Origin of the sequence: Streptomyces apricus (genome assembly GCF_008369065.1) — a bacterium.
Lineage (GTDB): Bacteria > Actinomycetota > Actinomycetes > Streptomycetales > Streptomycetaceae > Streptomyces > Streptomyces apricus.
The window spans coordinates 537,138-557,215 of the sequence record NZ_VDFC01000040.1; the positions used below are offsets into that span (position 1 = coordinate 537,138).

At 72.1% G+C, this 20,078-nt stretch carries 19 protein-coding genes and 2 pseudogenes; 12 read left to right on the forward strand and 9 right to left on the reverse strand.

Annotation, left to right across the window (positions count from 1 at the left end; genetic code table 11):
* Positions 1 to 2,040 (forward strand): FG-GAP-like repeat-containing protein (locus FGF04_RS15365; RefSeq protein WP_149512290.1); only part of this gene is annotated, 2,040 nt, incomplete at its 5' end.
* Positions 2,041 to 2,121: 81 nt separating this feature from the next.
* On the opposite strand, the gene FGF04_RS15370 is transcribed toward FGF04_RS15365, so the two are convergent.
* The 4 genes from FGF04_RS15370 to FGF04_RS15385 form a co-directional block, all read right to left on the reverse strand.
* Positions 2,122 to 2,745, reverse strand: a complete 624-nt coding sequence (locus FGF04_RS15370; protein ID WP_149511858.1) for a hypothetical protein — start codon at positions 2,743 to 2,745, stop codon at positions 2,122 to 2,124.
* 98 nt (positions 2,746 to 2,843) lie between these two features.
* Entirely contained in the window at positions 2,844 to 3,359 is a 516-nt protein-coding gene (locus tag FGF04_RS15375; RefSeq protein WP_149511859.1) for a hypothetical protein, read from the reverse strand.
* 88 nt (positions 3,360 to 3,447) lie between these two features.
* On the reverse strand, positions 3,448 to 4,362 hold the full coding sequence (locus FGF04_RS15380; RefSeq protein ID WP_149511860.1) for a DUF4328 domain-containing protein: 915 nt from the start codon (positions 4,360 to 4,362) through the stop codon (positions 3,448 to 3,450).
* A gap of 165 nt (positions 4,363 to 4,527) precedes the next feature.
* Complete coding sequence (locus tag FGF04_RS15385) at positions 4,528 to 6,165, reverse strand: beta-N-acetylhexosaminidase (RefSeq protein ID WP_149511861.1); 1,638 nt, start codon at positions 6,163 to 6,165, stop codon at positions 4,528 to 4,530.
* 163 nt (positions 6,166 to 6,328) lie between these two features.
* Between FGF04_RS15385 and FGF04_RS15390 the strand changes: the two genes are divergently transcribed.
* From FGF04_RS15390 to FGF04_RS15410, 5 genes are all read left to right on the forward strand, one after another.
* Positions 6,329 to 6,991 (forward strand): 2-oxo-4-hydroxy-4-carboxy-5-ureidoimidazoline decarboxylase, encoded by a 663-nt coding sequence (locus FGF04_RS15390; protein WP_149511862.1) that lies wholly within the window; start codon positions 6,329 to 6,331, stop codon positions 6,989 to 6,991.
* Between the two features lie 170 nt (positions 6,992 to 7,161).
* Positions 7,162 to 7,542 (forward strand): succinate dehydrogenase, cytochrome b556 subunit, encoded by a 381-nt coding sequence (gene sdhC / locus FGF04_RS15395; protein WP_149511863.1) that lies wholly within the window; start codon positions 7,162 to 7,164, stop codon positions 7,540 to 7,542.
* A gap of 5 nt (positions 7,543 to 7,547) precedes the next feature.
* A complete protein-coding gene (locus FGF04_RS15400) occupies positions 7,548 to 8,030 on the forward strand; it encodes a succinate dehydrogenase hydrophobic membrane anchor subunit (protein WP_149511864.1) in 483 nt (160 codons plus the stop codon).
* Positions 8,031 to 8,049: 19 nt separating this feature from the next.
* Positions 8,050 to 9,804, forward strand: a complete 1,755-nt coding sequence (sdhA, locus tag FGF04_RS15405; protein ID WP_149511865.1) for a succinate dehydrogenase flavoprotein subunit — start codon at positions 8,050 to 8,052, stop codon at positions 9,802 to 9,804.
* A complete protein-coding gene (locus tag FGF04_RS15410; protein WP_149511866.1) occupies positions 9,804 to 10,583 on the forward strand; it encodes a succinate dehydrogenase iron-sulfur subunit in 780 nt (259 codons plus the stop codon). The genes sdhA and FGF04_RS15410 overlap by 1 nt, the downstream gene beginning before the upstream one ends.
* A gap of 86 nt (positions 10,584 to 10,669) precedes the next feature.
* Here FGF04_RS15410 and FGF04_RS15415 read toward each other — a convergent pair whose 3' ends face one another.
* The 3 genes from FGF04_RS15415 to FGF04_RS15425 all read right to left on the reverse strand — a co-directional run bounded on the left by FGF04_RS15415 (position 10,670) and on the right by FGF04_RS15425 (position 12,107).
* On the reverse strand, positions 10,670 to 10,933 hold the full coding sequence (locus FGF04_RS15415) for a TM2 domain-containing protein (protein ID WP_149511867.1): 264 nt from the start codon (positions 10,931 to 10,933) through the stop codon (positions 10,670 to 10,672).
* Between the two features lie 198 nt (positions 10,934 to 11,131).
* Entirely contained in the window at positions 11,132 to 11,560 is a 429-nt protein-coding gene (locus FGF04_RS15420; RefSeq protein WP_235882342.1) for a DUF2752 domain-containing protein, read from the reverse strand.
* A complete protein-coding gene (locus FGF04_RS15425; protein WP_149511868.1) occupies positions 11,553 to 12,107 on the reverse strand; it encodes a TM2 domain-containing protein in 555 nt (184 codons plus the stop codon). Before FGF04_RS15425 ends, FGF04_RS15420 begins: the two co-directional genes overlap by 8 nt.
* 321 nt (positions 12,108 to 12,428) lie before the next feature.
* Here FGF04_RS15425 and FGF04_RS15430 point away from each other — a divergent pair, with 321 nt between their 5' ends.
* A complete protein-coding gene (locus FGF04_RS15430) occupies positions 12,429 to 12,620 on the forward strand; it encodes a DUF397 domain-containing protein (RefSeq protein WP_149511869.1) in 192 nt (63 codons plus the stop codon).
* 51 nt (positions 12,621 to 12,671) lie between these two features.
* Entirely contained in the window at positions 12,672 to 13,094 is a 423-nt protein-coding gene (locus FGF04_RS15435) for an ester cyclase (protein ID WP_149511870.1), read from the forward strand.
* A gap of 15 nt (positions 13,095 to 13,109) precedes the next feature.
* Here the strand turns inward: FGF04_RS15435 and FGF04_RS15440 are convergent, their stop codons facing one another.
* On the reverse strand, positions 13,110 to 13,484 hold the full coding sequence (locus FGF04_RS15440) for a hypothetical protein (protein ID WP_235882343.1): 375 nt from the start codon (positions 13,482 to 13,484) through the stop codon (positions 13,110 to 13,112).
* A 513-nt stretch (positions 13,485 to 13,997) separates the two neighbouring features.
* Here FGF04_RS15440 and FGF04_RS41080 point away from each other — a divergent pair.
* Both FGF04_RS41080 and FGF04_RS15450 read left to right on the forward strand, forming a co-directional pair.
* Positions 13,998 to 14,312 (forward strand): annotated as a pseudogene (locus tag FGF04_RS41080) (M48 family metallopeptidase); the annotation flags it as partial.
* A 411-nt stretch (positions 14,313 to 14,723) separates the two neighbouring features.
* A pseudogene (locus FGF04_RS15450) lies at positions 14,724 to 15,332 on the forward strand (TetR family transcriptional regulator); the annotation flags it as partial.
* A gap of 41 nt (positions 15,333 to 15,373) precedes the next feature.
* Here the strand turns inward: FGF04_RS15450 and FGF04_RS15455 are convergent.
* Positions 15,374 to 17,836: an MMPL family transporter gene (locus FGF04_RS15455; RefSeq protein ID WP_149512293.1), complete on the reverse strand. Its 2,463-nt coding sequence runs from the start codon at positions 17,834 to 17,836 to the stop codon at positions 15,374 to 15,376.
* Between the two features lie 175 nt (positions 17,837 to 18,011).
* Between FGF04_RS15455 and FGF04_RS15460 the strand changes: the two genes are divergently transcribed.
* Positions 18,012 to 18,701 (forward strand): response regulator transcription factor, encoded by a 690-nt coding sequence (locus FGF04_RS15460; protein WP_149511871.1) that lies wholly within the window; start codon positions 18,012 to 18,014, stop codon positions 18,699 to 18,701.
* Positions 18,698 to 20,044 (forward strand): sensor histidine kinase, encoded by a 1,347-nt coding sequence (locus FGF04_RS15465; RefSeq protein ID WP_149511872.1) that lies wholly within the window; start codon positions 18,698 to 18,700, stop codon positions 20,042 to 20,044. The genes FGF04_RS15460 and FGF04_RS15465 overlap by 4 nt, the downstream gene beginning before the upstream one ends.
* Positions 20,045 to 20,078 lie beyond the last annotated feature (34 nt).

The window sequence follows — 20,078 nt, forward strand, 5'->3', positions numbered from 1 at the left end:
GGGGACACGTCCGGCAGCGCGTCGGCGAGCCCCTCGGCCTCCCCCACGCCCGCGCCGGTCCCGTCCCCGCCGCCGTCCACCGYGACGCGGCCCGTGATCATCCCGCGCGCCCAGTGGGGCGCCGACGAGTCCGCGGTCAGGGACCCGCAGGAGTACATCGAGAAGGTCAGCGCGGTCTTCGTCCACCACACGGTCGGCACGAACGACTACAGCTGTGCGGAGTCCCCGGCGCTGGTGCGCGGCATCATGACGTACCACGTGCAGGTCGAGGACTGGAACGACCTCGGCTACAACTTCCTGGTCGACAAGTGCGGCCGGATCTTCGAGGGCCGCGCCGGCGGCGTCGACCTGCCGGTGCGCGGCGCGCACACCTACGGCTTCAACGGCGACTCGACGGGCATCGCCGTCCTCGGCGACTTCGAGGGCGCCGCGGCGACCGCGACCACCCCGGCGAAGCCGGCGGGCAGGCCGACCCGGGCGGCCCTGGAGTCCGTGGCGCGGGTCGCCGCGTGGAAGCTCGGCCAGTACGGCGGCGACCCGAGCGGCAAGGTCACCCTGACCGCCGCCGGGGACACCGGGGTCTACGAGGCGGGCGAGCAGGCCACGCTGAACACGATCTCCGGCCACCGCGACGGCTTCGCCACCGAGTGCCCCGGCAAGAACCTCTACACGAAGCTGGGCGAGATCCGCCGGTACGCTTCCAGCCCCGCCCGGAACTCCGCGGCGCCGACCGCCGACTTCAACGGCGACGGCATCAGCGACGTCCTCGCCGCCACGCCCAAGCAGGGCAGCGGCTGGCTCACCCTCGTGCCCGGCGGCGTGAACGGCCCCGTGTCCGCGGCCAAGGTGAAGCTCAACCAGGGCACCGCCAACGTCCCCGGCGCCGCCGAGTCCGGCGACCAGTGGGGCGCGGCCACGGCCCTGGGCGACATCAACGGCGACGGCTACGCGGACCTCGCGATCGGCGCCCCCGGCGAGGACGACACCACCGGTCACAAGGACCGCGGCGCGGTGACGATCCTGTACGGCCCGAAGTTCGACCTCGGCGCCGACACCATGGCGCTGGGCGACGACTACGAGCCGAACGGCGCGCGGTTCGGCGCGACGGTCGCGGTCGGCGACTTCAACGCCGACGGCCGGGCGGACGTCTTCACGGCGGCCACCGGCACGGGCGGCAACTGGGCGGCCCGCTTCGACGACGGCCACGAGGTGGCGGGGGACCTGACCGCCACCGACGGAGCCCTCTCGTACGCGGACGCCGCGAGCGGCGACTTCAACCGGGACGGCTACGCGGACGTGGCGCTCACCTACCTCGACGCGTCCGGCGCCGGCAAGGTCACCTGGTTCAAGGGGTCGAAGTCGCTGGGCCTGTCGAAGGTGTCCACGCTCTCCGTGAAGGGCGGCCGGTCCATCGCCGCCGGTGACGTGAACGGCAACGGCTACGACGACATCGTCATCGGCCAGCCGTACACCGCCGAGTCCGGCGCCAAGGCCGGCGGCCAGGTCACCGTGGTCCCGGGCACCTCCACCGGCTTCACCACCACCGGGCTGACGACGGTCCACCAGGGCACCACGGGCGTCGAGGGCGCCGCCGAGTCGGGCGACGCCATGGGCTGGTCGGTCGCGACGGGCGACTTCGACGCGGACGGGTACGCGGACGTCCTCACCGGCGCCCCGAACGAGGACATCACCCGCAGCGGCGCCAACCGGGCCGACGCGGGCGCCGTCTGGCTGCTCAAGGGCACCTCGGCCGGCCTCACGGGCACCGGCTCGCTCTCCTTCTCCCAGGACACGACCGGTGTCCCGGGCTCCACGGAGAAGGGCGACAAGCTCGGCACCTCGGTCTCGCTGACGGACTTCTCCGGGCACGGCCGGGCGCACCTGCTCGTCGGCGCCGAGGGCGAGGACGCGGGCAACGGCACGCTCCTGTACCTGCCGAGCACGGCGTCGGGCGTCTCCGTCGCCGGGTCGGCGTACTACGGCGTCACCCAGCTGGGCACGGCCACGGGCGCGCGGCTGGGCCAGGTCCTGACCCCGTAGTCACGCGTACCGCGCGACTCGTCCGGAAGGCCGGGACCCTGTACGTGACAGGGTCCCGGCCTTCCGCGTGCGTACGGGTGCTCAGGCGCGTCCGCGGGCCCGCCGGGACACCACGGCGCGCAGCACGCGCCGGCCCTCGGTGGTCAGCTCCCGCGCCTGGCGCAGCCCGGCCGGGCCGTGGGCCGCGACCAGTTCCAGGACGCTGATCTGGCGCCGCAGTTCGGCCGCGACGAGCGGGGACATGTCCGGCGTACGGTCCTCGCGCCAGGCGTCCACCGGGAACGCCGCGTCGATCTCGCCGGCCGAGCCGTCGAGGAGCCGGTGGATCCGCAGTGCGGCGACCGAGCAGGTGTCGGACCAGGCGCGCAGGCCGGCGGCGGTCCGCTCGGCGGGGGCGGCGCCGAGCATGCGGTGCGCCAGTGCGACGGCCTCCCCCTCGGCCGATCCGTCGCCCCCGGCGGACGCGTCGCCCTCGGCCACCCCGGCGACGTACAGCTTGGCGCGCACCTGCTCGACGCACTCGCCCCAGTCCCGGTCGCCCTCCTCGGACGGTGCCCCGGAGCCGTCCCCGGCGAGGCTCGCCCACAGGGGGCGCAGGATCTCGTCGTCGCCGCCCACCAGGGGCACGCACCTGTCCAGGCACGCCAGGCCGCCGGCCGCGAGCCCCAGCTCGTCGGCCCGGGCGAGCAGTTCCACCAGGCTCATCACGCCTCCCTCGGAAGGGGCTGCCGCCGGTCACGGAGCCCGCACTTCCCCTTACTGCGTGCACAGTGGCCGATTCGTCACTGTGAGGTGGCCGAAATCTACAGGGGGACGACCCCCAGGCGGTCCAGGAACCGGAAGAAAAGCATCTCGGCCGAGGGTTCGGCGGCGGAGGTGAAGACGTCGAGCAGGCGTTCCTCCGAGGCGTCGCGGCCCGATTCGGCGGCCCAGGCGAGGGCCCGGACGACGGCGTCCCGCGGTTCCAGGAAGAAGTCGTCGACGGCCAGCCCGTCCTCGTTGCCGCCCAGGTACCCGGCCATCGCGTCCCGGGCCAGACAGGCCGTCCAGGCCCCGCTGTCGGGCGCCGCCGCCTCGACGACCACGCAGTCGCTGTCCATGACGTACCCGAAGAGCGCGGGCGCGCCCGTCTCCTCGGCCAGGTCGTTCATGTTCCCCACGTCACCGTTGGCGCCGCCAGGGGTGTTCGGGTACTCCCACACCTGCCAGCCGTCGGCCGCCGTCTGGTGCAGGGTCAGCTCCGAGGCGCCGGCCAGCGCGCCGAGTTCGGCGAGCGGCCGCTCGCTCCTGCCCACGACGAAATAGCCCCAATAGCCCATGCCGCTCCCCCCGCCGTACCGTCCGGCCAGGGCCGAATACACCACACGCGCACGCCAGTTCGCCACCGGAACACGCAAGCCACGCGAACTACGCGGTTACGGCCGCGGGACCGCCGCGGGCCATCTCGTCCTGCATGCGCGTGAGGCGCAGCACCACGAGGACGGCGAGGACGCCGGCGGCCAGGTGGGTCGCGTCCGCGAACAGCACGTGGCCGACGGCGTCCCGGAACTCCTCGGGCGTCTCGGCCCCGCTGTAGGTGGTGGAGCTCACCCGGTCGGCGACCAGCGCGATGACCCAGAGCGTCCACCAGGAGTTGATCAGGCCGTGCGGCACCCGCCCCGTCGGCACACTGGCGTCCCAGACGTCCTCCATGATCCGGCGCGGGAACCACAGGTTGACGATCGGCACGAACCAGCTCCAGCAGGTCCAGCCGCGCTTCATCCGGTGCCCGAACGGGTCGAACACCTCGGCGTTGACCCGGACCCGCTGGAACCAGACCAGGAAGAGGACGCCGGCCACGACGAGCGCGACCACCTGCAGGACCCCGGCCACGCGGTAGAGCGCATCCGCGCGGTCGATGTCCGCGTCGGGTACCGCGCCGAACACATCGCCGACCAGCCGGTCCGCGACGTCGTACGTCAGGAAACCGGACCAGAGCGCGAAGAGGTCGGCGACGACGGCCGCCCCGAGCGCCACCGCGGCCGCCTTCCCGAGCCCGACGGGCGAACGCAGCCAGGCGGGCCCGTGCGGCGGGTACGCGGGCGCACCCCCGTATATCCCCGTGCCGCCGTAGGTCCCCGCGCCGCCGTACGCCCCCGTGCCCGGCGGGCCGAAGGCGGACGCGGCGGTGAGGGGCGGCGCCACGGGCAGCGGGCCGGGGCCGCCCGCCGCGGGCTGCGGCGGCAGGACCGCCGGGGCGGCCGGGGCCGCGGCGGCGGCGCAGCCGGAGCAGAGCGTGCCGTCCGGCGTCGCGGTGGAACGGCGGCAGTGGGCGCAGAGCATGGGTGAGCGGTCCCCCGGGGTGTGGACGGAGCGCGCCGCGGACGCGCGGACGCGGGCCGGGCGCACCCTCTCCCCAGAGGTCCCGCGCGGCTTCCGGAACATACGGTTCGGGCGCCCCGCCCGTCCACTCGAAATCGTCCGCCCGTACGAGTCGGCCCGCAGGGCTCAGCCCAGCTTGTCCGCGAGTCCCTTGAAGTCGGCCCACGACGCGGACGGCTCGCGCGGGTCCCACAGCTTCTGGGTCAGTGCGCGCAGCGGCATCCGGATGCCCGCCGCCACCTGGGCCTGGGTCTGGGAGCCCGACAGGTCGCACCAGACGGCGAAGGACGCGCCGAGGACCTGGTCGTCGTACTGCTTCGGCACCGGGGACGTGCCGCGCAGCACGAGGGGCGTCCACTGCTCGTAGATGCGCTGCCCGGTCGGGTAGACGAAGGTGTTGGGCTGCCCGAGGACGTAGTAGAGGTACTCGTCGTTGTAGTTGAGCAGGTCGCGCCCGGAGCGCAGGTACTCGGCCGGCTGCCGGGCGCCGATCTCCTTGCCCGTCCAGTACGCGACCTGGAGGTCCTCGTCGGCCTGCACGGTGCCCCCGGCGAAGATCCCGTCGTTCCAGGCGCGCAGGGTCCGGTCGTGCCCGCGCATCGTCTTCGCCCGGTCGTTGAGCCAGCCCGTCGCCAGGTCGGCGACCCCGGCGCCGGATCCGTACGCCTTCGCCGCCGCGGCGGCCAGCTGCGGGTAGGAGGCCTCCGGGTCCGCCACGACCAGCGCCTGGTACTCGTCGGCGCCCAGGTGCCAGTACCGGCCGGGGAACAGGTCCGCGTACTCGTCCAGCAGCTCGTCCACGATCTTCGCGGCGGCGGGCTTGGAGATGTCCACGGCGCCCCCGGTGGCGGCCCCCCGGGCGTTGCGCAGCTGGAGGTCCGGGTGCGCGGCGATCACCGCTCCGAGGTGGCCCGGCGAGTCGATCTCGGGCACGACCGTGATGTGGCGGCTCGCGGCGAGGGCGAGGATGCGCCGCACCTCCGCCTTGGTCAGGTGCTCCTTCGAGACGATCTCGGGGTGCGAGTCGGAGGCTATCCGGAAGCCCTGGTCGTCCGAGAAGTGCAGCCCGAGCTGGTTGTACTTCAGGTCGCCCAGCTCGCGTATCCGGTCCTCGATCCACCCGGCGGTGAAATGCTTGCGCGCGATGTCCAGCATGAACCCGCGCTGCGGCTTCGCCGGCGAGTCGCGTACGACCCCCTCGGGCGCGGTGGCCTTCCCGTGGACCTCCTGCTTCAGCGTGCGCGTGCCGTAGAAGACGCCCGCCTCCTCGGTGCCGCTGATGCGCACGCGCCCGTCCGCGACCCGCAGCGTGTACGACTCCGGGTTCGCGTCCTCGTCCGTCAGGTCCAGCCCGACATCCCCGGCGCGCGGTTCGCCGCCGCCCGCGTAGGACAGCCCCAGCTCCTTCGCCAGGAGCCGTCCCTCGTCGGCGAGCTCCGCGTCGCCCACGACCACGCGCCCGCCCTTCGCGGGCCGCCAGCCCGGTCCGCGGGCGGGGGTGTGCTCGCGGACGGCCGGTATCGTCCGGGGCGTCCGCGACACCGGATACGTACGATCGGGTGACGGCGAGGCGCTCGGGGAGGACTCGGGGGCCAGGGCGCTGCCCCGGCCGGAGGGCTGCCGGCCCGTGGACGTGCCCGGGTCGCCGCCCGGCCAGAGCCCGACGGCCAGCGCGGCGCCCGCCGCGACCGCCGCGACGCCCGCGCCCACCAGCAGGGGCTTCCTGTGCGACTTCGCCGGTGTCCTGCGCCTACGCCCGTTCACCACAGTGGGCCCACCCTTCCGCTTCCTTCCCCGTACGCTTGCTCCGGCCGTGAACCTGAGCCCCGTCACCCGGTGCCGCCGTCCACGTCCTGTCCTCGAACTCTCCCTTACGGGTGAAGTCCGGGCATCCTCCGGACGGCTTCCGTCAAGCCTCGATAGCGTGATGACACATCTCTCACCCGATCCCCTGCCGAACCACGCGTGGCGCCCGGACGGGCGCCGCCGGACCGCCGAGGAACCCACGCTGCCCGCGCACCGCCCCTCCCGTCTCCCCGGCCAGGCCGCCGTCACACCGGAGCAGCCGGAGCAGTCCGCACCACCGGTTCCCGCCGGGCTGGGGCGGTTCAACGCCCTGCCCGCCGACGAGGCCGAGCGCGCCCTGCTGACCTGCTGCGGCAGCCGCCGCTGGGCCCGCCGGGTCGCCGCGCACCGGCCCTACCCCGACCTGGAGGCGCTGCTGGCCGCGGCCGACGAGGCGGCGTACGACCTGACCCCGGGGGACGTCGCCGAGGCCCTGGCCTGCGAATCCCTCACGCTCCTGCCGGACGGCGCGTACTCCGCCGCGCACATGGCCCTGAGCGCGGCCCACGCGGCGTACGAGAGCCGTTTCGGCCACGTCTTCGTGATCTGCCTGGACGACACGCCCCCGGAGGACTCCCCCGACCTGGTCCTGACCGCCATCAGCTCCCGGCTGTCGAACGACCCGGACGAGGAGCGGATCCACACGGCGGAGGAGCTGCGCCGCCTGGTCAGGGGCCGTCTGGCCAGGCGCGCGGGGGCCGCGGACTGCGACGCGGTCCCGTGTCCCTCGCAGGCGCGTCCGTAATAGCCCGTACGGACCTGTTTGACTGCCGGTTCGATCACATCGGTAGGCCCGCCGTAAACGTTCCGACAACACGTCGCTACGATGGCCGGGGCCGGTGGACCGTACCCGGCCGGGCCCGACCGACACAGAAGCCGGCGCGGCCCCTGTCCCCGCTTTCGGAGGGTTCTTCCGTGCCGGCTGGAACGCTGTACCGCGGCCGGGAAGGAATGTGGTCCTGGGTGGCTCATCGAGTCACCGGCGTCCTCATCTTCTTCTTCCTGTTCGTACACGTGCTGGACACTGCTCTGGTCCGTGTCTCTCCCGAGGACTACGACAAGGTCGTAGCCACCTACAAGACGCCGATCGTCGCGCTGCTGGAGTACGGCCTCGTCGCCGCCATCCTCTTCCACGCGCTCAACGGTCTGCGGGTCATCGCCGTCGACTTCTGGTCGAAGGGCCCGCGCTACCAGAAGCAGATGCTCTGGACCGTCGTCGGCATCTGGGTGGTCCTGATGATCGGGGCCCTGTACCCCGTCCTCGGCCACGCCGCTCGTGAAGTCTTCGGGAGCTGACGCATATGTCCACGACTGAGAAGACCGCGTCCGGCATCGGCCCCGTGGAGGGCGCGTCCCTCTACGACGCCGACAACCCGGCGCCCCTGATCGAGCCCCCGCGCAAGCGGACCGGGAAGTCCCCGAAGTCCACCCGCGGCAACTTCGAGATGCACGCCTGGCTCTTCATGCGCCTGTCGGGCATCGTGCTGGTCGTCCTGGTCATCGGCCACCTGCTCATCCAGCTGGTCCTCGACGGCGGCGTCTCCAAGATCGGCTTCGCCTTCGTGGCGGGCCGCTGGGCCTCCCCGTTCTGGCAGGTCTGGGACCTGCTGATGCTCTGGCTCGCGATGCTGCACGGCGCCAACGGCCTGCGCACGGTCATCAACGACTACGCGGAGCGCGCGAACACCCGGCTGTGGCTCAAGGGCCTGCTCTACACCGCCACGGTGTTCACCATCCTGCTGGGCACGCTGGTGATCTTCACCTTCGACCCGAACATCCGCTAGGCACGGGGCTGCGAGAATCATGAAGATCCACAAGTACGACACCGTCATCGTCGGCGCCGGCGGCGCCGGCATGCGCGCCGCCATCGAGTCGACGAAGCGCAGCCGCACCGCCGTGCTGACGAAGCTCTACCCCACCCGCTCCCACACGGGCGCCGCGCAGGGCGGCATGGCCGCCGCGCTGGCCAACGTGGAGGAGGACAACTGGGAGTGGCACACCTTCGACACGGTCAAGGGCGGTGACTACCTGGTCGACCAGGACGCCGCCGAGATCCTGGCGAAGGAGGCCATCGACGCGGTCCTCGACCTGGAGAAGATGGGCCTGCCGTTCAACCGCACCCCGGACGGCACCATCGACCAGCGCCGCTTCGGCGGCCACTCCCGCAACCACGGCGAGGCGCCGGTGCGCCGGTCCTGCTACGCCGCGGACCGCACCGGCCACATGATCCTCCAGACGCTGTACCAGAACTGCGTCAAGGAGGGCGTGGAGTTCTTCAACGAGTTCTACGTCCTGGACCAGCTGCTCGTCGAGGTCGACGGCGTCAAGACGTCGGCCGGCGTCGTCGCGTACGAACTGGCGACCGGTGAGATCCACATCTTCCAGGCGAAGGCCGTGATCTACGCGTCCGGCGGCACCGGCAAGTTCTTCAAGGTGACGTCGAACGCGCACACGCTGACCGGTGACGGCCAGGCCGCGGTCTACCGCCGGGGCCTGCCGCTGGAGGACATGGAGTTCTTCCAGTTCCACCCGACCGGCATCTGGCGCATGGGCATCCTGCTGACGGAGGGCGCCCGCGGTGAGGGCGGCATCCTGCGCAACAAGGACGGCGAGCGCTTCATGGAGAAGTACGCGCCGGTCATGAAGGACCTCGCCTCCCGTGACGTCGTCTCGCGCTCCATCTACACGGAGATCCGCGAGGGCCGCGGCTGCGGTCCCGAGGGCGACCACGTCTACCTCGACCTCACGCACCTCCCGCCGGAGCAGCTGGACGCGAAGCTGCCCGACATCACGGAGTTCGCCCGCACCTACCTCGGCATCGAGCCCTACACGGACCCGATCCCGATCCAGCCCACCGCGCACTACGCGATGGGCGGCATCCCGACGAACGTCGAGGGTGAGGTCCTCGCGGACAACACCACGGTCGTCCCGGGCCTGTACGCGGCCGGTGAGGTCGCGTGCGTGTCGGTGCACGGCGCCAACCGCCTGGGCACCAACTCGCTGCTCGACATCAACGTCTTCGGGCGCCGTGCGGGCATCGCGGCGGCGGAGTACTCGGCCACGGTCGGCCACGTCGACCTCCCCGAGGACCCGGCCGCGCTGGTCGTCGGGCAGATCGAACGGCTGCGGGCGTCCACGGGCAACGAGCGCGTGGCGGACATCCGCCGCGAGCTGCAGGAGTGCATGGACGCCAACGTCATGGTGTTCCGCACCGAGCAGACGATCAAGACGGCCGTCGAGAAGATCGGCGAGCTGCGCGAGCGCTACCTGAACGTCTCCGTCCAGGACAAGGGCAAGCGGTTCAACACCGACCTCCTGGAGGCCGTCGAGCTGGGCAACCTGCTCGACCTGGCCGAGGTCATGGCCGTCTCCGCGCTCGCCCGCAAGGAGTCCCGCGGCGGTCACTACCGCGAGGACTACCCGAACCGCGACGACGTGAACTTCATGCGCCACACCATGGCGTACCGCGAGGTCGGCGACGACGGCACCGAGTCCATCCGTCTCGACTACAAGCCGGTCGTCCAGACCCGCTACCAGCCGATGGAGCGTAAGTACTGATGGCAACCCCGACCCTGGACAAGGCGGACGCGGCCGGCACCCCCGAGCCCGGCTTCGCCGACTCCCCGTACATCACGGCCACCTTCCGCATCCGCCGCTTCAACCCCGAGGTCTCGGGCGAGGCGGTGTGGGAGGACTTCCAGCTGGAGATCGATCCCAAGGAGCGCGTCCTCGACGCGCTGCACAAGATCAAGTGGGACCACGACGGTTCGCTGACGTTCCGCCGGTCCTGCGCGCACGGCATCTGCGGCTCGGACGCCATGCGGATCAACGGCAAGAACCGGCTGGCCTGCAAGACGCTGATCAAGGACATCAACCCGGCCAAGCCCATCACGGTCGAGCCCATCAAGGGCCTCACCGTGCTGAAGGACCTGGTCGTGGACATGGAGCCGTTCTTCCAGGCGTACCGCGACGTCATGCCGTTCCTCATCACCAAGGAGACGAACGAGCCGACGCGCGAGCGCCTGCAGTCGGCGGAGGACCGCGAGCGCTTCGACGACACGACGAAGTGCATCCTCTGCGCCGCCTGCACGTCCTCCTGCCCGGTGTTCTGGAACGACGGCCAGTACTTCGGCCCGGCGGCCATCGTGAACGCCCACCGCTTCATCTTCGACTCGCGTGACGACGCCGGGGAGCAGCGGCTGGAGATCCTCAACGACAAGGACGGCGTGTGGCGTTGCCGCACGACGTTCAACTGCACGGACGCCTGCCCGCGCGGTATCGAGGTCACGAAGGCGATCCAGGAAGTGAAGCGGGCGCTGATCACGCGCCGCTACTGAGTTCCGCCGCGCACCTGCCGCGCAACTGAAGGGGCCCCACTCCGGCTGGAGTGGGGCCCCTTCGGTTGCGCCTGTCGGCCGCCGGCTCAGCCGCGCAGCACACGACCCTGCTTGTCGGTGCGGTCGTTGCTGGTGAGGAACAGGATGCCGTCGATGAGCGCCCAGAAGCCCAGGCCACCGCAGGTGAGGAGCTGCGCGACGCCGACGCCGACGGAGCCGACGTAGAAGCGGCCGATGCCGAGCGTGCCGAGGAAGATCTGCAGGATGCCCGCGACGATCTTCGACTTGTCGGAGTAGGGGCGCCCCTGCGGGTCGACACCGTACGGGGTAGCGGGAGGCGGGACGGTCATGGAACGTGCTCCTGATTGCTGAATGCTGAATGAGACCGGAGCGGACCCGCCCCGGAGGAACGCAGGGGGGAACCATGACAGTGACCTGACACAGATGACGCCATCCCCCTCGTGCCGTGTGAGCGTACGGAGGGGCGTGCAGGTATGGGGAGGGTAAACCTTTTATTGTTCCCATCCCGTGATCAAGTATGCCGGGCGTCAGCCGCGAATGTTGCGGGCCACGGTCCACACGACCGCGAGACCCAGGATCAACGCCTGGGCGCGCGGGCCGACTTCGGGCCGCCAGCTGCGTCCGCGCAGGCCCTCCAGCATCCAGCGCGCGAGCAGGAGGAGGGCGAACGGCGCGGCGAGCAGCAGCGCCCTGTTGTCGAGCCAGGCGGCGGTGAACTGGCCGTGCATCAGGTCGTACGTCATGCGGGTGCCGCCGCAGGCCGGGCAGAGCAGACCGGTGAGGAGGCGGAACGGGCATCCGGGCAGGAGGTGTCCGGATTCGTGCGGGTCGGTGCGGTAGAGGTAGGCGGCGCCGGCGGCCCCGGCGGCGAGCACCGCGAGGGGCGCCGCGGCCGGATGCCGCAGCGGGCCGCGGCGCCCCGGACCCGCCTCGCGCACGGAGCCCGGCTCAGCCACGCAGGGGCCTGCCCTGGGCGTCCGTGGCGTTGTGGCCGGTCAGCAGCATGATCCCGTCGATCAGCGCCCAGATGCCGAGCCCGCCGCAGGTGAAGAGCTGCGCGAGCCCGATCCCGACGCTGCCGATGTAGAACCGCCCGACCCCGAGACCGCCCAGCACCAGCTGGAGCACCCCCGCGATGATCTTCGACTTGTCCGAGTACGGCCGCCCGTAGGGGTCGTAGCCGTACGGGGCGTTGGGGTCACCGGTGTAGGTCCCGGGCGGATAGGCACCCGGCGGCGGTGGGTACCCACCGGGCGGCGGGTACCCCCCGGGCTGCTGATACCCGCTCTGCTGGTACCCGCCGCCCTGCGGATACCCGTACGGCTGCCCCGGCTGACCCGGCTGACCGGACTGCGACCCGGCCGCGTACGGGTTCGCGTCGCTCGGCGGCGGCGTCCCGGCCCCCGGGTACCCGTACCCGGGCGGCGTGGCCCCGGAGTTCGGATAACCGTAACCGGGCGGCTGGTTCGGTGGCTGCTGCGGCTGCGACGGCTGCTCGCTCACGGTGACTGCTCCTGGGGAGGGGACGACGTACGGACGACGTACGGCCAGCGTATGAAAAGAATCAGGTCAGCCCATCTTGCCGGAGAGACCGACCGATGGAGAAGCCGATCGCCCCCCTCCGCTTCCACCCACCTGATTTCACATCACAACCGCACAAGCCCTCCGACGAAACCCAGCCGCCCGTGCCGGGTTCCTGCACGCGGACACCCAGTTGGAGAAGTACCGAAGGATCATGAGCCGCATGGAGCAGCTCTCGCTGGACGCCGCGGAGTCCCGCGACTTCATCCACGGACTCGTCGCCGATGCATGAAAGGCCTCCCCATGACCGAACTCAGCTGGCAGAAGTCCTCGTTCAGCAGTGAAGCCAGCAACTGCCTCGAACTCGCCACCGCCCCCGACGGGACCCTCCACCTCCGCGAATCCGACGACCCGGCGACCACGCTCGCCCTTCACCCCTTGAGCCTCCGCTCGCTGCTGACCACGGCTCGGCGAGAGATACCCCGTCGCTTTTGAACGCGGTCATTTCCGTCGCGGAGACAGGCGGGCGGTCGGTACGGTCCCTTCATGTCCGACTCCGCCGAAGCCGCCGCCGTCAGCGAGCGCAATGCCGAGGTCGTCCGGCGCTACCTCCGGGTCTTCGAGACCAATGAAGTCGCCGAGTTCGAGGAGATCGTCGCCGAGGACGTCCTCGTCCACGGCGCGGGCTTCCACGGCCGGGGCCGGCACCTTCCCGAGGGGGCGGTGCTGACTCCGGGGCTGTCCCACTGCCGGGTGCGGGTGGACGACCTCTTCGCCGCCGGGGACCGGGTGACCGTGGCGTTCACGCTCACCTACACCCACGACCGCACGGGCCGGGACCTCACCATGACCGGGGTCAAGTCCTACCGACTGCGAGAGGGCCGGATCGTCGAGTTCTGGGGCGAGACCGACCTGTACGGCCTCCTGCGCCAGGCCGGACTCGTACCCGAGCGGATCCCGTCCTTCTGACCGCCCGACGCGGTCCTAGCGGGTCAGCGTCTCGAAGCCGGCGTCGTCGCAGTACCGGACGAGGCGCTGCTCCGCCGCCGTGTCGCCGTCGTTCAGCGCCGCCTGCGTCGCCTCCGCCAAGGTCCGGCCCTGGCCGACGGTCTCGTCCCGGAGAGATTGCACCGCGAGGAGCGCGTCTCGGGCGACGGTTTCGATCTCGTCGCCTTCCGTCGAGGACGACGTGTCCGTGCGTGCCGCGTTCCGCGCCTTCTGCCACGTCCCCAGTTGCAGGCAGTAGTTCTCCCGCTGCGCGGTCAGTCCCTCCTCGTCCTCGTCCGAGGCCGAGGAACACCCCGCTGTCATCGCCATCAGGACGACGACCGGGACTATGACCTTGAATACGCGCACCACGTCGCCCCCTGCTCGACCTGCAACTCCGGCGGCAGAGTACCCGCAGGAGAATCCGGCTGCTCCGGAGGTCCGTGGCGGGCACAATGATCAGCCGCAGCAGGTCAGGTGTGGAGCGGCTCCTGGGGAGGGGCCGGGGGAAGGGAGTTGGTCATCGTGAGTGTCGGTGTCGGTGTCGGGGCCGTCGGGGAGACCACGCAGCCGTGTCCGCAGTGCGGGGCCGAGGTCCGTGCGGACGGGCGGTTCACCGCCTGGTGCGCCGGGTGCGACTGGAACGTCGACCCCGAGCGGCCCGCCGCCGAGGAGCCGGGGCGGCTGGAGAGACGCCGGCGAAGACTCGCGCAGCGGCACGGCGAGCGGCTCGCCGCCGAGGTGGCCGCCGGCGGGACGCTGCGGCCCCGGCGCGACGCCGAGGGCGTCGCGGCCCATCTCATCGCGCTCGCCGTGCACGGGGTCACCGTCGCGCTGGCCGCCGGTGCGGTGTGGTTCCTCGTGACCGGATGGGGCGGCGCGGGGATGGTCCTCGGCGTGGTCCTCGCCCTGCTGGCGTGGACCCTGCGACCGCGCTTCTCCGAACTGCCGGACGATCGGCCCCTGCTGGGCCGCGCCGACGCGCCCGCGCTCTTCGCGCTGGTCGACGAGGTCGCCGCCGTCGTAGGCACCAGGGGCGTCGACACGATCGCCGTCGGCGCCGAGCTCAACGCGAGCGTCACGACGTACGGGATACGCAGCCGCAGGCTGCTGACGATCGGCCTCCCGCTCTGGGAGATCCTCACCCCGCAGGAGCGGATCGCCGTGCTCGGCCACGAACTCGGGCACTACAGCAACGGGGACACCCGGCACGGGCTGATCATCGGCAACGCGCTGCGCTCCCTCGCCACCTGGCGCTACTTCGTCGCCCCCACCCCGACGGGGACGACGGGTGGACGTACGACCCGGCCGCGGGCTGGGCCCACGAGCCGTCCGCCTGCGACGGCGGCGCCTGTCCGCCTCGTTAGGCTCTGTTCCGTGCCAGCAGCAGAGCCAGCAGCAGAGAAGGACAGCGCCTCCGGTCCGGACGGCCCCGAGGCCCCCGGGACGACCGAGGGCTCCGGGGCGATCGGAGGCCCCGGGGCAACCGGGGGCTCAGGGGCGGCCGAGGGCTCCGGGGCGGCCGGAGGCCTCGGGACGGCCGGAGGCCCTGGCGTCCCGCGTGGCTCCGCCAAGAGCGAGCAGACCCGCGCCCTGATCCTGGAGACGGCGATGCGCCTCTTCCAGGAGCGGGGCTACGAGAAGACCACGATGCGGGCCATCGCCAAGGAGGCCGGGGTCTCCGTCGGCAACGCGTACTACTACTTCGCCGGCAAGGAACACCTGATCCAGGGCTTCTACGACCGGCTCGCCGCCGAGCACCGGGTCGCGGTCCGGGACGTCCTGGACCACGAGAGGGACCTGGAGGCGCGGATCGCCGGGGTCCTGAAGACCTGGCTGGACGTCGCGACGCCGTACCACGAATTCGCGGTGCAGTTCTTCAAGAACGCCGCCGATCCGGACAGCCCGCTCAGCCCGTTCTCGGCCGAGTCGGAGCACGCGCGCGTGGAGGCCATCGACGTCTGCCGCGAGGTGCTCAGCGGTTCGAAGGCGAAGGTCCCGGAGGAGCTGCGGGAGGTGCTGCCCGATCTGCTGTGGCTCTCCCAGATGGGGCTGGTCCTGTACTGGATCTTCGACCGCACGGAGGGCCGCGAGCGCAGCTACCGGCTGGCCGAGCGCGGCGCCCGCCTCACCTCGCTCGGGATCTCGCTCGCCCGCTTCCGCGTCCTGCGGCCGCTGGTGCGCGAGGTGCACGAGCTGTTCACGGACTTCCTGGGGGGGCGGGGGGGGCCCCCACGCCCCCCGCCGCCCGCCGCCCGGCGTCAGTTCACCGCGTCCACCTCGTCCTCCGCCAGCTCCACGTCGTACACCAGCGGTTCCGTGCCGACCAGCAGGTGGCGGGCCCGGGACGGGTGGTCCCGGGCCGTCACGGCCAGCAGGTACGAGCCCGCGGACGGCACCGAGACGATGTACGAGCCGTCGGCCAGCGACGTCACCCGGTCGAGCTGCCGGCCGCCCTTGGAGAGCAGGGTCAGCGCGGCCCCCTCGACGGGGGCGCCGTCCGGGGTGCGGACGAAGCCGTGGATCACGGTGGACCCGCCGTCACCGCCCGCGCCGGCACCGGCACCAGCACCGACACCGGCCACGGGCGCGTGGAGGCCGGCGGCCGGCTCCTCACGGGGCTCCACCGCCAGGTGCGGCAGCCGCTTCTCCAGGCCCGCGGGCAGCCACCAGTTGGAGTTGCCCAGCAGGTGCATCGCGGCCGGCACCAGCGCCGTACGCAGGATGAACGCGTCCAGTGCGACCGCCGCCGCGAGCCCGATGCCCGCCATCGCGCCCTCCATGTCGCCGCTGAGCACGAACGCGGAGAACACGCAGATCATGATGAGGGCCGCGCAGTTGATGACCCGGCTGGTCTCGGCGAGGCCGACCCGCACCGCGCGCGCGTTGTCCTTGGTGTGCACCCATTCCTCGTGCATGCGGCTCACCAGGAACACCTGGTAGTCCATCGACAGGCCGAAGAGCAGCGACAGCATGATGACCGGCAGGAAGGCGGTGATCGGCCCCTCCTTGCCGATGCCGAGCAGTTCCGTGCCCCAGCCCCACTGGAAGATCGCCACGAGCACCCCGAAGGACGCGGCGGCCGCGATCAGGTTCATCAGGGCGGCCGTCAGCGGCACCACCAGGGAGCGGAAGGCCACCATCAGCAGCAGGAAGCCGAGCGAGATGATCGCCGCGACGAAGTAGGGCAGCCGCTCCCCCGTGACGGCCGCGAAGTCCTTGAAGACGGCGGTCACCCCGCCCACGTGGGCGCTCGCCCCGGACTGCGGGATCACGTCGTCGCGCAGCCGGTCGATCAGCTGGTCCGTCCTCTCCGACTGCGGTGAGGTCGTGGGCACGACCTGGATGACGGTGATGCCCTCGGCGGGCGGCGCGGCGGCGACCCGCGCGACCCCGTCGGTGGAGCGGATGGTGGCGGCGAGCGCGTCCGTGTCCGCCGCGTCCCCGCCGTCCACGACCACCTGGAGCGGCCCGTTGAAGCCGGGCCCGAAGCCCTCGGCCAGCAGGTCGTACGCCTGCCGGGTGGTGGTGGAGTCCTGGTGGTTGCCCTGGTCGGTGGCGCCGAGGCGGATCGACAGGACGGGCAGCGCCAGGACCAGCATCACCAGCAGCGCCCCGGCGGCGATCGCCCGCGGCCGCCGCTGCACGTACGCGGACCAGCGGGCGGCGGGTCCGCTCGCCTCCTCCGGCTCCGGTCCCGCGGCGGCCAGCCGGGCGCGCTGCCTGCGGCTGAGGACGCGCATGCCGAGCAGTCCGAGGAGCGCGGGCAGCAGGGTGACGGCGGCGAGCACGCTCAGCACGACCGTCAGCGAGGTCGCGACGACCACACCGTCCAGGAAGCGCATGTTCATCACCAGCATGCCGGCGAGAGCGATGCACACGGTGCCGCCGGCGAACAGCACCGCGCGGCCCGAGGTGTTGAGGGCCGTGACGGCCGACTCCTCGGGCTTCATGCCGCGCAGGATGCCGCGGCGGTGGCGCGTCACGATGAACAGGGCGTAGTCGATGCCGACGCCCAGGCCGATCAGCGAGCCGAGCAGCGGCGCCACTTCGGGCACGTCGGTGACGTGGCTGAGCAGCGAGGTCGCCATCAGCCCCGTGCCGAGCGCGGCGATCGCGACGACGAGGGGCAGCAGCATCGCGAAGAACGAGCCGAAGGCGAGGAAGAGGACGACCGCCGCGGCCAGGATGCCGACCATCTCGGCGAGGCCGGTGGGCGGTTCCTGGATGCGGGTGATCGCCTGGCCGCCCAGCTCCACCCGCAGACCGGCGCGTTCGGCGTCCTGCGCGGTGTCGACGACGTCCTCGACGAGCGCCTTCGGCACCCCGTTGGCCTGCTCGGTGAAGGTGATCTGGGCGTACGCGATCCGCCCGTCCCGGCTGATCTGCGCGGCCCCGGCCCCCTGGGCGGCGTACGGGCTGCTCACCTCGCCGACGCCCTTCATGCGCCCGATCTCCTCCAGCGCGGGCTCGATGCGGCCGCGTACCGAGTCGTCCCGGACCGTTCCGTCGTCGACCTTCCACACCACGGTGTCGGTGTCGCCCGACCGCTCGGGGAAGGCCTTCTGCATCAGGTCGTACGCGCGGGTGGAGTCCGTGTTCGGAAGGGTGAAGGTGTCCGCGTAGTTCGTGCCCGCGGCGGAGCCCGCGAAGCCCAGCCCCAGCACCGCCCCCACCCAGAGGAACAGGACCACCAGCCGGTGCCGGTAGCACCAGCGTGCCAATGTCGTCACGCCTCAACGCCCCTTGTTCGTCAGTCGGTTGTCGGTTGGTCCCCCAGGTCCTGCGGCACAGCATCGGGGGCGCCGCGGGCCGCTGGACACGACGCGCCCATGACTCTCAAGGAACTCCAAGGGGAGAGCGGGCCCCGTGGCCGGTGCCCGCGCCGATACTGGGTCCATGACCGCTCACGAGGGGGCGACCGTGCTCGTCGTCGAGGACGAGCCGAGCATCGCGGACGTCCTGGCCATCGCCCTGCGCTACCACCGCTTCGAGGTGATGACGGCCGGCACCGTCCGCGAGGCGCTGGCGCTGGCGGAGCGCACGCGCCCGGACGCGGCCCTCCTCGACGTGATGCTCCCGGACGGCGACGGCCGGGCGCTCGGCCGCGAACTGCGCACCAGGCAGCCGGAGCTGGCCCTGGTCTTCCTCACCGCGCGGGACGCGCCGACGGAGGTCGTCGGCGCGCTCGCCTTCGGCGACGACTACATCACCAAGCCGTTCAACATCGACGAGGTGGTCGCGCGGATCACCGCCGTGCTGCGCCGCACCCGGCCGGCGGACGTGCTGCCCGAGCGGCCGCCGCTGCGCTACGGCGACCTGGAGCTGGACGAGACGACGTACTCGGTGCACCGCGCGGGCCGTACGGTCGAGCTCACCCCCACCGAGTACGCCCTGCTGCGCTTCCTCGTGCGCAACGGCGGGCGGATCGTGCCCAAGGAACAGCTGCTGCGGCACGTGTGGCAGTACGAGCACCCGGCGGAGTCGACCGTCGTGGAGACGTACATCAGCTATCTGCGGCGCAAGCTCGACGCCCTCGGCGCCCCGGTGATCACGACCCGGCGGGGCGTCGGATACGGACTCGCATGATCCGCCGGCTGCCGTTCCGGTTCCGGCGCGGCCACGGTCACGGCCACGGCGTCCACTCGCTGCGCGGCCAGCTGACCCTGGCGAACGTGGTGCTGCTGGCCCTCGGCATCGTCATGGCGACGGCGGTGAGCCTGATGGGCATGCGGTACTACCTGCTCGACCAGATCGACTCGGAACTGTTCCGGATGCGCGACTCCCTGCAGGGTACGCAGCTGACCGCGCGGCAGATCGACTCGCTGAGCGCGCTGGCCTTCATCCGCGACGGGAAGGTGCCGGAGTCGATGGGCCCGCCGAACGCGGACACGCTCTTCGCGGTGGTCGACGCGAAGGGCGCACCCCTGACGTTCCGTTCCCTGGTGCCGACCCCGAACCAGCGGGCGCTCGCCGCCGCGGTGGGCGACAGCCCCCAGGAGCTCACCGGGGACGCGGACCCGCGGGAGGTGACGGTGGACGGCTCGGCGTTCCGGGTCGTCGGTGTGCCGCTGGCCGACGGCACCGTCGTGCTGGTCGCCGGGTCGACGGATGCGCTGCACAAGGGCATGGCCAAGGCCCTCAAGCTCGACCTGTTCTTCGGGGTGCTGCTGCTGGCGCTGCTCGCCGTGCTGACGATGCTCAGCGTGGGCCGGCGGTTGCGGCCGCTGGAGGACATGGTGGAGACCTCGTCGGCGATCGCGGAGGGGGATCTGGCGCGGCGGGTGCCGTCCAGCCACCATCCGACCCAGGAGGTCGAGCAGCTGCGGCTCGCCCTCAACTCGATGCTCCACCAGGTCGAGTCGGCGTACCGCACGCGGGAGCGGAGCGCGGCGCAGCTGCGGCGGTTCGTCGCGGACGCGTCGCACGAGCTGCGTACGCCGCTGTCCGCGATACGGGGCTATCTCCAGCTGTACGACAAGGGGATGCTGCGCGAGCCGGCCGAGCGCAAGCGGGCCTGGGACCGGATGACCGGGGAGGCCGACCGGATGGGGCGGCTGGTGGACGAGCTGCTGACCCTGGCGCGGCTGGACCAGCGGCCCGAACTGCGGTTCCGCAACGTCGACCTGGCGCGGCTGGTGCGGGACGCGGCGGAGGATCTGCGGGCGCAGCAGCCCGGGCGGCCCGTGACGGTCAGCGCCGAGGGGGCGCTGCTCGTACGGGCCGACGAGTCGGGGCTGCGGCAGGTGCTGGGGAACCTGGTGGCGAACGTGCGGACGCACACACCCGCGGATGTGGCCGTCGCGCTGTCGCTGGAGCGGGTCGGTGGGGTGGTGCGGGTGTGTGCGTCCGCACGTTCGCCACCAGGTTCCCCAGCACCTGCCGCAGCCCCGACTCGTCGGCCCGTACGAGCAGCGCCCCCTCGGCGCTGACCGTCACGGGCCGCCCGGGCTGCTGCGCCCGCAG